This window comes from Legionella septentrionalis (assembly GCF_003989745.1).
GTDB classification, from domain to species: domain Bacteria; phylum Pseudomonadota; class Gammaproteobacteria; order Legionellales; family Legionellaceae; genus Legionella_A; species Legionella_A septentrionalis.
The window spans coordinates 69,438-84,038 of record NZ_RZGS01000003.1; the positions used below are offsets into that span (position 1 = coordinate 69,438).

The following is a 14,601-nucleotide window of genomic DNA, read 5'->3' on the forward strand; positions in this document are numbered from 1 at the left end:
CATTCAATTGGAATCAAAGATGAAGAATGAAAATAATAAAAAGATACAAAATCTGAGTACATTTTCATGGTCAATAGCTGAAATACTGCGAGGTGATTTCAAGCAGTCAGAATATGGTAAGGTTATTTTGCCATTCGTTGTTTTGCGTCGATTGGATTGTATTTTAGAACCCTCAAAAGATGCCGTAGTGCGTGCGTACGAAAATTTACCTGAAGGAATTGATGATCATACTAAAGACATGATGCTATTTGGTGCTGTTGGTGGCGGTCTGAAAGTATATAACTACAATAATCTCACTTTTAGTAAAATACGAAATCAAGATCCAGGCGATGTACATAAGAATTTATTAGACTATATTACCAGTTTTAATAGCAGCGTTCGCGATATTTTTCTTGAAAAATTTCTCTTTACTGATCAGCTTAAGCGCCTAAAAGATGGTGGAATTTTATGGCAAGTATTCGATCTTTTCTGCCAGATAGATTTACATCCTGACAATGTTTCCAACATGGAGATGGGGTACCTCTTTGAAGATTTGATTCGCCGTTTCTCTGAAATTTCGAATGAGACAGCAGGGGAACATTTCACACCTCGTGAAGTCATTCGTTTGATTGTGGATCTTTTATTGATTAATGATGCCGAAGCATTGGCGGGTTCAGGAATCATTCGTACAGTTTATGATCCTGCCTGTGGAACCGGCGGTATGCTTGCACTTATGGAAGAGGCAATGAAGGAATATAACTCTAAAATTCGTGTTGAGCTCTACGGGCAGGAACTAAACCCAGAATCCTTTGGTATTTGCACGTCTGACATGCTGGTGACAGGTCATAACCCAGAGCAAATTGCTTTCGGTAATACGTTAACAGAGGATGCTCACAAGGATAAAAAATTTCACTATATGCTTTCCAATCCTCCGTACGGAGTAGATTGGAAAAAGTACCAAGACCCTATTAAGCAGGAAGCGCAAGAAAAAGGGATGGATGGTCGTTTTGGTGCTGGACTACCGCGTATATCTGATGGACAGTTGCTTTTCCTGCAGCACATGATATCAAAAATGCGAGATGATGAAGTAGGCTCACGTATCGGTATAGTGATGAATGGTTCACCTCTTTTTACAGGTGGGGCAGGCTCTGGGGAAAGTGAAATCCGTCGCTGGATGCTTGAAAATGATTGGGTAGAGGCGATTATCGCATTACCTACAGACTTGTTTTACAACACCGGCATTCAAACCTATGTTTGGATGCTTACCAATAAGAAGGATAAGAACCGTCGAGGAAAGGTGCAGCTCATTGATGCAAGCAGTGAACGATTTTGGCAATCCATGCGAAAAAGTCTTGGTAGCAAACGTCGAGAGATTCCAGATCATGCTCGTAGAGAAATTGTTAAAATTTATTATGAAATGCTCAATGGTGGTGGTGATTGGAGCGAATTTTCTAAAATTTTTGATAGGCAAGAGTTTGGTTATCGAGAAATACGCATCGAGCGGCCTTTGAGGCTAAATTTTGAAGGAAGCAAAGAGCGCTTGGAATTGCTTCAACAAGAAAATACGTTTCTAAAACTTTCTGAAATAGAGCAACAAGAATTATTAACCGCACTTAATCACAACATATTAAAACAGCAATTTAAAAATCGTGATGCATTTGAGAAAGCACTTAAAACAGCATTAAAAAATTTAAGTTTCAAATTAACTGCACCATTGAAAAAAGCGATCCTTACAGCGCTCTCTGAGAAAGATGAAACTGCTGACGTTTGCTGTGACGCTAAAGGTAATCCTGAACCTGATACTGATTTACGTGATCATGAATTAGTGCCACTTACAGAAGATTGGCATGAATATGTTGAACGAGAAGTAAAGCCTTTTGTTGCAGATGCTTGGGTAGATGAAAACCACAAGGATACCACCGATGGCAAGATTGGCCGTGTAGGGTATGAAATTAATTTTAATCGTTATTTCTATAAATATGTCCCACCGCGCCCTGTGACTGAGATTGATGAAGAGCTTAAACAATTGGAAGCAGAAATTGCTAATCTGTTGAAAGAGGTAGTGGCATGAGCATAATGATTAGCCATGTCCCAGAAACCTGGAAGCTTGAAAAATTAGGTCAGCTTTTCGAAGAGCGTAAAGAGAAGGTTAGTGATAAAGATTTTGCTCCACTCTCTGTTACAAAACAAGGAGTTGTCCCTCAGATGGAGCATGTCGCTAAATCAGATGATAGCGACAATAGGAAACGTGTAGCAGAAGGGGATTTCGTAATTAACAGTCGCTCAGATAGGCGCGGTTCTAGTGGATTATCTAATCTGAATGGCTCTGTTTCTCTGATAAATATAGTTTTAACCCCTCGACATGGATATCCACGATTTCTGCATTATTTGATGCGTAGTTATGCCTTTCAGGAAGAGTTTTATCGTGTTGGTCATGGAATTGTCGCTGATTTATGGACTACCCGCTATTCTGAGCTCAAAGGTATAACGGTAGCTCTACCAAGTGAACAAACTCAAAAAGAAATTGCAGATTTCTTGGATCGTGAAACTGATCGCATTGATCAGTTGATAGAGAAGAAGCAAAAATTAATTGTGGTTCTTCAAGAAAAGCAAGGAGCTGAATTAGATCATCTTACATTTAGCAATCCAAGTAAAAATGAATGGAAGAGAATACCATTTCGATGGGTATGTAGAATTCCAAATGGACAAGTAGATCCCCGTGAGCAGCCTTGGTTAGAAATGCCTCTTATTGCGCCGAATCATATTGAAAGCAATACCGGAAGAATAACGCATATTGAAACCGCCAAAGAGCAATATGCAATTAGTGGTAAATATACTTTTCCTAAAGGAACTGTGTTATATAGCAAAATTCGACCAGCCTTAGCTAAGGCATGTATTGCCCCACGCTCAGGGCTTTGTAGTGCAGATATGTATCCTCTTATTCCAGCTAAAAATCTAATACCTGAATATCTGCTGATGCAAATTCTCTCACGAACATTTACTGATTGGGCGTCAATAGAGTCTATGAGAGTTGCGATGCCAAAAATTAATAGAGAGACTCTAGGAGGCTTTAAACTACTTATTCCACCGTTGACTACACAAAATAAACTTGCTTCCATTTGGACAATAAAAACACAAAAAATTGATACCTTAATACAAAAAATTAAGGATAGCATTGGGCAATTAATAAATTATCGAACATCTATTATTACCGAATCTGTAACGGGCCAGCTAGACATCAAATCATGGAAAAAGAGAGGTAGCACCGACAAGCACCTCGATAATATCGAGGAGGCAATGCGGTATGACGGATACAAGTAAGCGAATTTACTCTCAGGACACTATCTTTCGGGAAAATGTGTTGCAATATCATGTGATCGATCAGCTAGTTAAAAAATTAAGTTATGTCCATCGCAGCACAGATGATTATGATCGTGCTTCAGCACTCGACAAAAATTTAGTGATGCAATTCATTAAATCCACACAGCTTGATCAATGGAAACGGTTGCAAGAGCAATATTCTGCTAGCGCCGAAACTGAATTTTTCAAACAATTGGAAAAAGCGTTGAAATCTCGCGGAACGCTGGATGTGCTGCGCCAGGGTATCAAACTTATTCCTGGCATTAAATTCTCTCTTTGCTTCTTCAAACCGGCTTCAGGCATTAATAAAGAACTATTACAGCTCTTCGAGGCCAATATTCTTTCGGTGATTGACGAGCTGAAATATAGCAGTAAACATGATAACCGCATTGATATTGGCGTGTTTGTTAATGGCATTCCATTGGCGACTATCGAATGCAAAAATCAATCAACAGGTACGACGTTCCGTCATGCTGAAAAACAATACCGTACCGATCGTTCCCCAGCAGGTGAGCCATTACTAACCTTTAAACAAGGCGCATTGGTACATTTCGCAATGGACGAAGACAATGTTTCCATGACGACACGATTAGCAAACGGTAAAACTCGATTTTTGCCATTTAACCGAGGCCATAATGGTGGTGCAGGAAACCCTGATATCGCCGATCAATTTCGTGTTGGTTATCTTTATGCTGACCAACCAGAAGGAAAAGCCATTCTCTCGCGAGATATTCTGCTTGATATCGTTGGACGATTTATGCACCTGGAAGTAAAAGATGGTAAAGAGGTCATGATATTTCCGCGCTTTCAGCAGTTAGATGCTGTATTGAAGTTATTAAGACATGCAAAACAACATGGCCCAGGTCATAGCTATTTAATTCAGCATTCAGCAGGTTCAGGTAAATCTAATACCATTGGTTGGACAGCTCACCGTATGATTACTCTACATGATGAAAAAGACCAACCAATTTTTAACACAGCCATTATTGTGACTGATCGTATTGTGTTAGATCGCCAACTACAAAATACTGTGGCTCAGTTTGAGCAAACTAAGGGCGTGGTGAAAAAGATTGATGGCACCTCGCGACAGTTGAAAGAAGCCATTAAGCAAGGTGCGCGTATTATCATTACCACCATCCATAAATTTTCGACTGAGCACCTAAAGGAAATCTCTGGTCAAAGCAAGCGCCGATTTGCTGTACTGATAGATGAAGCCCATGGTTCTCAGTCGGGTAAGCACGCTGATAACCTCTCAAAAACTTTGACACGTGAAGAAAGCAATAATAGTCCGTCTGATATAGAAGATATGATTGCTGATTATCAGCGCCAGCGTGGGCCACAGGCTAATATCAGTTATTTCGCTTTCACAGCTACACCACGTAATGTCACATTGGAGCGTTTTGGTACAAAAGGATCAGACGGTTTGCCATATCCATTCCATCTTTATTCTATGCGTCAAGCTATTGAAGAGGGCTTTATTCTTGATGTGTTGCAGAATTACATGACCTACAAACAGTACTATAAGCTGGAAAAAGCCATTGAAGATGATCCTGAATTGCAAGGACGAAGAGCGCATCGCCGTGTTGCCAGATTTGCGATATTACATCCAACTGCAATTGCTCAGAAAGTGGAGGTTATTGTTGAGCATTTCCGTCGCCATGTGATGCAAGAGATAAATGGCAAAGCTAAAGCAATGGTTGTCACTCAAAGTCGTGAACATGCACTTAAATATTATTTTGGTATAAAAAAGTATATTGAAGAGAAGCAGTATGTAGGTGTGAAAGCCTTGGTGGCTTTTTCAGGTGAGCTAGAAATCGATGGTGAAACCTACACTGAAGCAGAATTAAATGGCTTCGCTGAAACCCAATTGCCAGAAAAATTTGATAAAGATTTTCAATTATTGATTGTGGCAGAGAAATATCAAACCGGGTTTGATCAGCCAAAGTTATGTGCCATGTATATTGATAGAAAACTGGATGGTTTACAAGCGGTACAAACCCTATCAAGGCTAAATCGCACTACCCCAGGTAAAATTAATACATATGTGCTCGATTTCCAGAATACGATTGAAGACATTCAAAATGCATTTCGACCATTTTATGAAGTCACGTCGCTGGAGGAGATATCTGACCCTAATCAAGTTTATGAGTTGGAGGGTCGCATTAAGTCTTTTTCTATTATCGACGAAGATGAAGTTAACCGTTTCTCAGAAGTTTTCTATAAAGGAGCGCTTGATCCCCACGATAGAATCGCGCTAGAAAAGTTGGTTAAGAACGCTGTCCAACGTTTTGAATATGAAGAAGACGAAGGAAAGCGTGAAGAATTTCGACAATTGCTGAAGAGCTACATGCGTTTTTATTCATTTGTCGCGCAGGTGATGAGTTTGCAAGACACTTGGCTGGAAAAACTTTTTTCCTATGTATCATGGCTTAATAGATTACTGCCTAACCGAGAAGTGCCGCCGGAAATTGAGATTACAGACGATATGATTCGTTTACAGGCATTCAGAATAGAGAAAAAAGAACAGGGTTCAGCTTCGTTATCTCCTGGCACAACTTCACCCCTATCTGCTATCAAAGCGTTTGGGGCTAATGCTTACACGGAAGATGAGGAACGTTCATTATCTGAAATTATTGAGTCTTTCAATCAGCGTCATGGCACTGAATTTACTAAAGAAGACTTTTTGCGTTTTGAGAAAGTTAATCAAGAAATACTAAGTGATGAAAACTTAAAGGATATGCTGAAGAATAACCCGCCGGATGTGGTTTTTGGTGCTTTTTCTCAGGCATTTTTTGAAAGCGCGATCCAATTATTCCAGCGCGATAATCAATTACAAAATATAATCATGACAGATGCTGAGGCACGGAATCAGGCGATTAAACATTTCTTTAGTCGGGCGTTGAGGGAAGTTAGAGATGATGGTCATAAATAGTTTAAATACTGACATGATAAGTTAAGAAGACTCGGATGAAGATACGATACATTGAGATTAATAATTTTAGAGGGATTAAGCAGCTTGCATATCCAATAAAAAGTGATTTTATCTGTTTAATCGGTGCAGGAGATAGTTGTAAAAGTACAATACTAGATGCGATTGATTATACATTATCACCACGTTGGAATTTAAACATAGATGATTCAGATTTTTTTAATCAAGATGTGTTACATCCGATAGAGATAAAATTAACATTGAGTGATTGGGATCAGGATGATGATGAGGTAAAAAAATTTTTATTAGAAAAAAACTTTGGTCAATATCAATGTGGAATAAATGAAAGTGGTTCAACATCTGAGCCAGAAGAAAATGATTCTTTAGCTATCGTTATTATTTTAAGAATTGATGAATCACTTGAGCCAAAATGGTATGTAACCAAAGAGGATGAGAAACATATTTCAGCATCTCAACGAAATATTTTTGGTGTTAGTCGTATAGGAATGTATTTAGATAATCATTTTTCATGGCAGCAAAACTCCCTTTTAACACGGCTTTCAAATCATAAAAAAGAAAATATGACTTCAATATTAGCTAAAATTGCAAGAGATGCAAAATCAAAAGATATTGATCTACCAGATTGTCAGGTAATAGAGAAGCAAATAAGCGATGAGACTAAGAAGATTGGTGTTAATCTAAGTGCTTTAAAATCAAAAGTTGATATTCAAAGGATTGCATTTTCCTCCAGTGCGTTGACGTTACACCAAGAAGATGTGCCAATAAGGAATCTAGGTGACGGATCGAAAAAGTTAATATCATGCGCAATGCAAATGTTGCTGAATAATGGCAAGAATATTTCATTAATTGACGAAATAGAAGTTGGGCTTGAACCTCATAGGATCAGAGGATTACTGAATAAATTAAAATTATCTAGACAACAAGTATTTATTACATCACATTCACCCGTTGTTATCAGAGAATTAAACGTAAGTAAAAATGAGTTATATGTTTGCAAGCGAAGTTCCGATGGTACAGTTACACTAACAAGTTTTAAGGATGTAGAAAATTCTCAAGGATCTTTGCGTAGTAATGCAGAGGCTTTTCTTGGTAGAAAAATTGTTGTATGTGAGGGGGCAACAGAAATTGGTTGTTTGCGAGCCCTGGACATTTATAAATCTAAAAATGGAGACATTCCTGTATGGAGTCTATCAACGGCATATTTTGACGCTGGAGGAATTGATAAAATCAAAAAATCAGCAGAAGCACTTCAACAAGCAGGATACTATGTATTAATTTTCTGTGATAACGATGAGCCTACAAAATTAACCCAAAAAGATCTCCATGACCTGGAAAAACTTAACATTCCTTCAATTCTTTGGAATGAAGGAAATTCAATTGAACAACAGCTGTTCATTGATATTCCTTGGGGTAACATTGCTGAACTTTTAAAAATTATTTGTGAAAACAATGATGTTTTGTCGGAACAATCGATGATTGATTCTGTTAAAAGCAAACTTTCTGGAAATGAGAAACTATCTAATAATTTTTGTGAATGGAATGAATCAGAGAGCCTCAGAAATTCTCTGGGTATTTCTGCAAAAAATAAAGGATGGTTTAAGACAATAGATCGCGCTGAAAGAGTATTTGAATTTGTGTTACCTAAGTTACCTGCTAGTAGCCTCATAAATGCAAAGCTGATGGAATTGTGGAACTGGATCCAAAATGATGGATGATTTATACAAAAATCTAGCGCAAGCCCTACTGGGCTATGTGGAATCTCCAGCAGGGTGTGGCAAAACGGAAGCAATTTTTCGTGCAGTTAGAGATTACTCGACTGGGACTCAATTAATTTTGACTCATACTAATGCGGGTGTTGCCGCTTTAAAGAAACGATTTCGCGAAAATAATGTACCAAATGAAAAATACCATATTGAAACCATATCTGGTTGGGCATGGAGTTGGGTGAGAAAATATCCGATGAATTCTGGGTATAATGTAGAGGGAGAATTGCCGAATAACGATGACTGGAGAAATATTTATATAGCAGCAACCAAGCTAATAAAAAAAACATTTGTTCGGTATGTGATCAACAATTCCTATACTGGGGTAATTGTTGATGAATATCAAGACTGCACGCGTTCAATGCACAATCTGATATATGAATTAAAAAATATATTGCCGTGTAGAATTTTGGGTGATCCGTTGCAAGGTATTTTTGGATTTGATGAAAATGACCCACTTATTGATTGGGACGTTGTTAAAAGAGATTTTGTTAATCAACTGGGGCAGTTGGCCATCCCTCATAGATGGAAAAATTCTGGAAATGAACAACTTGGAAAGTGGATTATAGATAACAGGAATTCATTTCAAGAAAATAGTTTCCCAGACTTTGATGGCTCTCCAATTCATAGTGAGCATATTGACATTCAACAGTTTCAATCAAAATTAATTTCTATCGCGAAAAGTACAAGTGGAAGTATTTGTATTATTGGTCCCAAACATGGGAACTTTCAGTCAGCTATTATTACTAGTTTAGTTAATCAGGGTTTTAAGTTTATTGAGTCAAATGACTTATCGAGAGTTAAAAAACTAATTGAAAAGCTTATAGCGAACGTTGATGTTAAGAAAAAAGGTGAATCTGTTTTTCAATTTATAGAATATTGCTTTTGTGGTTTGGGGCAGCATAAGAATTTTGTTCACGATATATTGCTGGGTAAGTCCATGAGGCCTAAGATACAGGATAGGAAAAATATTTATCAAAAATTTAATGGCGGTTATGAACCAAAATTAATTTTAGCTCTTATAGATTATTTATATATCAATGAAATATCCTGTCAAAGGACTGATTCTGTATCGTGTCTTACAAATATTCTATCTACACATATAAATACAGGTGAAAATTTAATAAATATTTTTAACTCTGAGATTACTTCAAGGAGATATTCAAATCAAAGGCTTCATAAACGAGTTTTGGGGACAACGCTTTTGCTTAAAGGCTTAGAGTTTGATCATTCTGTAGTGTTATATGATCATAAGGGGTGGGGGAATAATAAAGATCTATATGTTGCTGTGAGTAGGGGTAGTAAATCTGTAAGAATTTTACAACGGACGTGAATTGATGGGTTCTAAGGCATGTATTATATAAATAAAAAACTTTGTTTTTCCCCGACAGATCTAACCCTCTTTATGCGTAGCCCTTTTGCATCTTGGATGAATCGTTTCTCTTTAGAGTTTCCTGATAAAGCACCTGAAAAAGATCCAAAAGATGAGCTGATGGAAGTGCTTCAAAATAAAGGCTTTCAACATGAAAAAGCACAAGAAGAATTATTCAAATTTCAAGAGTTATTTGTTCAGAAAATAGAGGCAGATACAATCGAGTTAAAGCAGCAATTAACTTTAGAAGCCATGAAGAATGGCACAGATGTTATAGTCCAGGCTTATTTAGAAAATCAACAGTTCTTTGGATATGTAGACTTTCTAGTTAAGGCACCTGGCGAAAGTAAATTTGGTGATTATCATTACGAAGTCTGGGATGCAAAATTATCACACAAAGCAAAACCTGAATTTATTATTCAGCTATGTTGTTATGCTGAAATGCTAGAAGCTATTCAAGGTAGGCGACCTGATAATATTATTATTGTCCTCGGAAATGGTAAAAATGAAGCATATAAAGTTGATGATTATTTCTATTATTACCTCTCATTAAAAGAAAGTTTTTTGTTGAGCCAAGAACAATTTAATTATCGAAATATACCAGATCCCGCAGATTCAAAGGAATGGGGCTGCTGGTCGAGTTATGCAGAAAAGCTTTTGATTGAAAGGGATCATTTATTTCAGATTGCTAATATTACAAAAAGCCAGATTAAAAAATTAAATAAAGCTGGTATTCAAACAATGCAGCAACTAATTGATATAAAGTTAAATCGTATACCTGGTATTAATTCTGATGTTTTAGAGCGTCTCAAAGCGCAGGCTACTATACAAAAAGAAAGTATAGGAAAAGAAAAGCCGCAATATAAAATTATTGCACCGGCACCCAATGAAAAATCAGGACTTGCCTTGTTGCCACCACATTCGCCACTCGATGTTTTTTTTGATATTGAGGGATATCCTTTAGAAGAGGGTGGTTTGGAATATTTGTGGGGTTGTACCTATTTTGATGAGAAGGGTAATCGATGCTTTAAAGATTATTGGGCACATAATGAGGTGCAAGAAAAAGAGGCGTTTAAACAGTTTATTAAATGGGTTTATGCAAGATGGCAACGTGATCCAATGATGCATATTTATCATTATGCCAATTATGAAATAGCTGCGTGTCGTAAATTAATGGGGCGCTATGGTATATGTGAGTATGAGCTTGATCAGCTATTGCGAAATGAAGTTTTTGTTGATCTATATAAAATCGTGAAGGGCAGCCTTTTGCTGGGCGAACCAAGGTATTCTATAAAAAACGTCGAGCATCTTTACCGTGATAAACGTGAAACCGAAGTTGGGACTGGTGGTGATTCAGTTGTATTTTATGAACAGTGGCGAGACCTGCACTTGCGTGATGAACAAGGTGAGACTTGGGAAACCTCTAACATATTAAAGAATATTCGTGATTATAACATTGATGATTGTAATTCAACTCAGGAGTTGGTTGCTTGGCTGAGAGAACAGCAGAAAACTAATTGTATTCTTTATCTAGGTAAAACAGAAATAGTAGAACCTGAACCAAAAGAAGAAATAACCCAATGCGTTGAATTACGAGATCGCTTGTTAACCAAGGCAAGGCAGAGATTATCTGACGATTCAGAGTATGCAGCATTAACAGAAAATTTAGCTTGGATGTTGGAATTTCACCGCCGAGAGTTAAAGCCACTTTTCTGGCGTTTATTTGATAGATTAGGTTTGAGCGAGGAAGAATTATTTGATGATTTAGACTGCTTGGCATTTTGCAAGAGAACCGAGAGAGCGCCATTTAAGCCAACACCAAGAGCAAAAAATTTAGCTTATGAATATCAATTTGATCCCACGCAAGAATTTAAAGGGGCAGCTGATTATTTTTATTTATTAGGGGTAGAAGACGAAAATGGCAAAAATGCTAAGGTGAAATTTTGTAGTGAAGAGAGCAGTTTAGAAAATGGGATAATTGTATTACAAGCTAGAGAAGAGCCCCCAACTTTAATTACTTTAATTCCCGATGAATATATTAATCCAGACCCTATTCCACAGGCCATTTATCAAATAGTTTCTGATTATGACAACGACCGAGTGGGTAATTGCGCTATTTTAGATTTTTTAAGACGCTCAAAACCTCGTATTAAAAACCATTGTGGTGGTGCTATAGCTCCGAGTCATGATCCAAATATAAAGCTGCAACAGACAATTCAAGCTGTAAGAAATTTAGATTATAGTTATTTAACTATACAAGGACCGCCAGGTGCTGGGAAAACCCATACTGCAAAACATATCATAGCAGAACTTATTAAAACTGGCGCGAAGATTGGTATAGCAAGTAATAGTCACAAAGCCATCAACCATTTATTGTTAAAAACAAAAGAATATTGTTTTGAGCAAAGCATTAATGGGATTTTTGCTTGTACCAGAGATACGGATTCTAACTTGCAGGCAATAAATATATCTATTTTAAAAAATAGTGACCTTGTTAATAATATAGTGGCATCCTGCGTTATAGGCACTACTGCATGGGGATTTGCCAGGGATGATATGTTGGATCAACTTGATTATTTATTTATAGATGAAGCAGGGCAGGTTTCAGTGGCTAATCTGGTTGCTATGAGCCTCTCTGCTAAGAATTTAGTGATTATGGGTGATCAAATGCAATTAGGACAGCCATCACAAGGCACACATCCTGGTGAAAGCGGTCTTTCTATTTTAGATTATTTATTACATCAAACCCCTACGATTGCCGATGATATGGGAGTATTTTTAGGAACGACTTATCGAATGCATTCGGCAGTCAATCACTTTATCAGTAAATTTATATATGATAATAACCTTGAGCCACATCCTGATAATGATGTGCGTGTTGTTAAAGTACCTGATGGTTACCAAGGAAAATTAAACAAAGAGGCTGGCATAATCTTTGTTCCTGTGGAGCATGAAGGTAATGCCTACGCTTCAGATGAGGAAGTCAGTGAAATAAATCTATTAGCTCAAGAATTAATTGGCAGGACATTTATAGAAAAGCTGGGAGAAACTCGTAGGATTGGTTGGAATGATATATTGTTTGTTGCTCCATATAATTCTCAAGTTAATAAACTCAAGCAAGCTCTTGGTGAGCAGGCACGTGTTGGCAGCGTTGATAAATTCCAAGGGCAAGAGGCACCCATTGTATTTTTGAGTATGTGTACCAGCGATGCGAATGAATCACCTAGAGGGATTGATTTTCTCTTCGATAAGCATCGAATTAACGTTGCCATTTCAAGAGCTCAAAGTTTAGCAATAGTAGTTGGCAATCCCCAGCTCTGTACTATTACAGTAAATAGGGTTGAACAGCTCAAGTTGGTTAATTTATTTAATGCTCTTGTAAATCAATCAGAATCATAGGCCCTAACCACGTCATCCTTCTAAAGAGGTTATACACCCATGCATTAATTTCTTTAATTCATAATTTTTTTCCAATAGCAAATACCTTGCTAAGTCATGATCTCTATGTTCAGTTGCCAATACAAATATGTAATTTTTGTTATTGAATTTACTAACAATCGAGACACCATTGTAAAGCCCAAAAGCGGATCGGCCAGACATGGTTTGTTTTTCATGCTTATTCATAAAACTGGCTTGATTCCATGGGAGTACTGAAATGTTTGACTTTTCTACAATTCTTTTTAATGGATCATTTTCGATTAATTTTTCTTCATAATAGAAAGCCATCCAATCTTCATGGGTGCAGAATCGGTAGGATTTGCTTTTTGAAGTTTGATCTGAGACTAGATAATAGAAATAATCACACCCTAATGCATTTAGGGGCCGTAATTGTTTGTTGAAAAGAAGTTCTTGTTTTTCATCGAAGGGAAGGAAAATCCTTTTGGGTACATCATGTATCATAACAAATCCTTAGAGGTACAGCTTAAATCTATTTAATGCTAAAATAATGTACGACACAATGAAGTGAATGTAAATGACAAATCTGGCTAGGATATCCGTTTTTATTAGTACTGCTATTGAAGTTTTCGATTTAAGTATCTTTGCTTTTCTTATTCCTGTGTTGTCTTCCGTATTTTTCTCATCCAATTCACAAAGTTCAGCGATTAATTTTACCATTTTGGCTTATGTAGTAAGCTATGTAGTGAAACCTTTTTCTGGAATGGTTTTTGGGTATCTGTCTGATAGTTATGGTCGAAAGCAGGTACTGTCAGTTACTACTTTGTTGATGACCGTTTCCACAGCGGTTATTGGTTTATTGCCCACCAGCCTACCTGGCATTGATTTATGGATAGCATTATTTAGTTGCCGGATTATTCAGGGGCTATCAATCTCAGGGGAGTTTTCTAATGGTTTAATATTTGCTGTTGAACAAGGGAAAGATCGCCCGGCATTTTCTGGCAGTATGGCATTTATGGGCGGAATTCTTGGACTGTTGCTAGCAAATTTATCGGTTTTTATATTACTAAACCTTTTACCATATGAGCAGATGATTCAATATGGCTGGCGTATACCATTTTTAATTAGTGCTATTATTTGGCTGGCACTCTACCAGATTAGAAGGTTTATTAAGGAGCCATTTGCGCAGAAGACGAATGATACTAAACATTTTTCATCTTTGGTAAAAAAATATAGAAAGGAGCTGGTTATTTGTTTTGTAACTGCAAGTTTATCTGCTTCTGCTTTCTATATGACCTTTGTTTATATGCCAACTCTTTTATCTTTAGTGATTCAAAATCAGACTCACCATAAATCTGTATGGGTGACGTTGATTGCTTTGTCAGTCTATTTCATCTGTTTGCCCCTGTTTGGTTCTTTGGCCGATCGGGTAGGTATTACTAAGCAAATTACTGTTGCTTCAGCATTGTACCTTTTATTTTCCTATGTATGTTTTGACCATATTAGCCATTTTAACTATGTCGTTATATTTTGTAGTTTGATATTACTGGCTTTGATTCAATCATTATATAATTCGGCTTTGCCTGCATTTATGGTTTCTTTGTTTCCCGCCATTCATCGAGGTAAGGCTTTAGCAATATCTTATAATACCAGCCTATCAATTTTTGGTGGTTTAATGCCCTATGTTATATTAAGCCATAAAAGTTTTATGAATCCGGGAATTGTTATTAGTACTTGTGCGATATTAACCTTGGTTGTATTACGTTTTGTGAGGGAGTAAA

8 protein-coding genes are annotated in these 14,601 nt (G+C 37.1%); 7 read left to right on the forward strand and 1 reads right to left on the reverse strand.

Annotation, left to right across the window (positions count from 1 at the left end):
• The first annotated feature begins 19 nt into the window (after positions 1-19).
• From ELY11_RS02215 to ELY11_RS02240, 6 genes are read left to right on the forward strand one after another with little or no spacing between them, the layout of a single operon-like run.
• Positions 20-2,050: a type I restriction-modification system subunit M gene (locus ELY11_RS02215; RefSeq protein WP_127032430.1), complete on the forward strand. Its 2,031-nt coding sequence runs from the start codon at positions 20-22 to the stop codon at positions 2,048-2,050.
• Complete coding sequence (locus tag ELY11_RS02220) at positions 2,047-3,300, forward strand: restriction endonuclease subunit S (protein WP_127032431.1); 1,254 nt, start codon at positions 2,047-2,049, stop codon at positions 3,298-3,300. The genes ELY11_RS02215 and ELY11_RS02220 overlap by 4 nt, the downstream gene beginning before the upstream one ends.
• Positions 3,284-6,271 (forward strand): type I restriction endonuclease subunit R, encoded by a 2,988-nt coding sequence (locus tag ELY11_RS02225; protein ID WP_127032432.1) that lies wholly within the window; start codon positions 3,284-3,286, stop codon positions 6,269-6,271. The genes ELY11_RS02220 and ELY11_RS02225 overlap by 17 nt, the downstream gene beginning before the upstream one ends.
• Before the next feature lie 35 nt (positions 6,272-6,306).
• Positions 6,307-8,004, forward strand: a complete 1,698-nt coding sequence (locus tag ELY11_RS02230) for an ATP-dependent nuclease (RefSeq protein WP_127032433.1) — start codon at positions 6,307-6,309, stop codon at positions 8,002-8,004.
• Positions 7,994-9,385 carry a UvrD-helicase domain-containing protein gene (locus ELY11_RS02235; protein WP_127032434.1) on the forward strand — a complete coding sequence of 464 codons (1,392 nt, stop codon included), beginning with the start codon at positions 7,994-7,996 and terminating at the stop codon, positions 9,383-9,385. Before ELY11_RS02230 ends, ELY11_RS02235 begins: the two co-directional genes overlap by 11 nt.
• An 18-nt stretch (positions 9,386-9,403) precedes the next feature.
• Positions 9,404-12,823 (forward strand): TM0106 family RecB-like putative nuclease, encoded by a 3,420-nt coding sequence (locus ELY11_RS02240; RefSeq protein WP_127032435.1) that lies wholly within the window; start codon positions 9,404-9,406, stop codon positions 12,821-12,823.
• A gap of 12 nt (positions 12,824-12,835) precedes the next feature.
• On the opposite strand, the gene ELY11_RS02245 is transcribed toward ELY11_RS02240, so the two are convergent.
• Complete coding sequence (locus tag ELY11_RS02245; RefSeq protein WP_127032436.1) at positions 12,836-13,324, reverse strand: autoinducer binding domain-containing protein; 489 nt, start codon at positions 13,322-13,324, stop codon at positions 12,836-12,838.
• 73 nt (positions 13,325-13,397) lie between these two features.
• On the opposite strand from ELY11_RS02245, the gene ELY11_RS02250 reads away from it, so the two are divergent.
• Positions 13,398-14,600: an MFS transporter gene (locus ELY11_RS02250; RefSeq protein WP_127032437.1), complete on the forward strand. Its 1,203-nt coding sequence runs from the start codon at positions 13,398-13,400 to the stop codon at positions 14,598-14,600.
• Position 14,601: the final 1 nt, after the last annotated feature.

What these genes read in the sequence shown, in the direction of transcription:
- ELY11_RS02215 (WP_127032430.1), top strand. Translation starts at nt 20, where the DNA reads ATGAAGAATGAAAATAATAAAAAGATACAAAATCTGAGTACATTTTCA.
- ELY11_RS02220 (WP_127032431.1), top strand. Translation starts at nt 2,047, where the DNA reads ATGAGCATAATGATTAGCCATGTCCCAGAAACCTGGAAGCTTGAAAAA.
- ELY11_RS02225 (WP_127032432.1), top strand. Translation starts at nt 3,284, where the DNA reads ATGACGGATACAAGTAAGCGAATTTACTCTCAGGACACTATCTTTCGG.
- ELY11_RS02230 (WP_127032433.1), top strand. Translation starts at nt 6,307, where the DNA reads ATGAAGATACGATACATTGAGATTAATAATTTTAGAGGGATTAAGCAG.
- ELY11_RS02235 (WP_127032434.1), top strand. Translation starts at nt 7,994, where the DNA reads ATGATGGATGATTTATACAAAAATCTAGCGCAAGCCCTACTGGGCTAT.
- ELY11_RS02240 (WP_127032435.1), top strand. Translation starts at nt 9,404, where the DNA reads ATGTATTATATAAATAAAAAACTTTGTTTTTCCCCGACAGATCTAACC.
- ELY11_RS02245 (WP_127032436.1), bottom strand. Translation starts at nt 13,324, where the DNA reads ATGATACATGATGTACCCAAAAGGATTTTCCTTCCCTTCGATGAAAAA.
- ELY11_RS02250 (WP_127032437.1), top strand. Translation starts at nt 13,398, where the DNA reads ATGACAAATCTGGCTAGGATATCCGTTTTTATTAGTACTGCTATTGAA.